This window comes from Microcystis sp. M49636_WE2, from assembly GCF_030065375.1.
GTDB lineage: Bacteria > Cyanobacteriota > Cyanobacteriia > Cyanobacteriales > Microcystaceae > Microcystis > Microcystis aeruginosa_C.
Window position 1 is genome coordinate 1 of record NZ_JASJFG010000208.1, and the last position, 1,156, is coordinate 1,156.

The window sequence follows — 1,156 nt, forward strand, 5'->3', positions numbered from 1 at the left end:
AATAATGATTGAGCGCTCGATCGGTGCGTTAGCTGTTAGGGTTTAACTGTTGAGCTTTAGGTTTTGGCGGTTGGGTATTGGGTTTTAGGGTTTTAGTTGAATTTCCCCTGCTCCCCACTTCCCCATCCCCAATCGGCATAACAGGCTCATTAAAGGTTACCTAAAATGTCGGATGAATGCCCCCGCTAGATTTTTCGACAAGATGCTCACCTTTGCGGGGGATGAAATCCGACCAGAATATTAGCAACGGAGTATCGATTTAATTCTATCATTTGTGAGTAAACTGTGTTATAATCCACTTAGCCAATGGTCGAGAATTGTTAGATGCTAGTCGTAGAAGCAAAGCTAAAAAACGGAACACCAGAGCAATATCACCAGCTTGATGAAGCTATCAAAACTTCTCAGTTTGTGCGTAAATCTTGTGTTCGTTATTGGATGGATCATAAGGGTACAACCCGCAATGATCTCCAAAAACTTTGTGCGGTACTAGCTAACAATAAAGGGACCCCTTGGGTTAATAAATTAAACTCACAAGCACGTCAATCGGCTGCTGATAGAGCCTGACAATCAATTAATCGGTTTTACCAGAATTGTCATGCTAAGATACCAGAGAAAAAGGGTTTTCCTCGATTCAAAAAGCATAGCCGTTCGGTTGAGTATAAACTAACAGGCTACCAACTATCTGATGATAGACGTAAAATTAAATTTACCGATTGCTTTAAAGCAGGAGAATTTGATTTATGGTGTAGTCAAAAGACCTTAGTTTATTATTCAGAACAACAGATTAGACGGGTAAGAGTTGTTAGACTTGCTGACGGTTATTATTGCCACTTTTTGATTGACGTAGAACGGCAAGAATCACATAAACCAACGGGACAAATAACAGGAATTGACTTAGGGTTAAAGGAATTTTATACTGACGCTCAAGGCAATACTGTAGAGAATCCACGTTATTTAAGAAAGTCAGAAAAACGACTGAAAAAAGCACAAAGGAAATTATCAAAACAATTTCGCAAAGGAAAGAAACAGTCTAACAACTATCACAAGCAACGGATAAAAGTAGCTAAACTTCATCTTAAAGTGTCAAGACAACGTAAAGACAAAGCAATTAAAGACGCTTTGGCGTTAGTCCAGTCTAATGATCTGGTAGTTTATG

1 pseudogene is annotated in these 1,156 nt (G+C 39.0%); it reads left to right on the top strand.

Annotated elements, in window-relative coordinates:
• Positions 1–324: 324 nt before the first annotated feature.
• Positions 325–1,156 (top strand): annotated as a pseudogene (locus PX484_RS04690) (RNA-guided endonuclease InsQ/TnpB family protein); the annotation flags it as partial.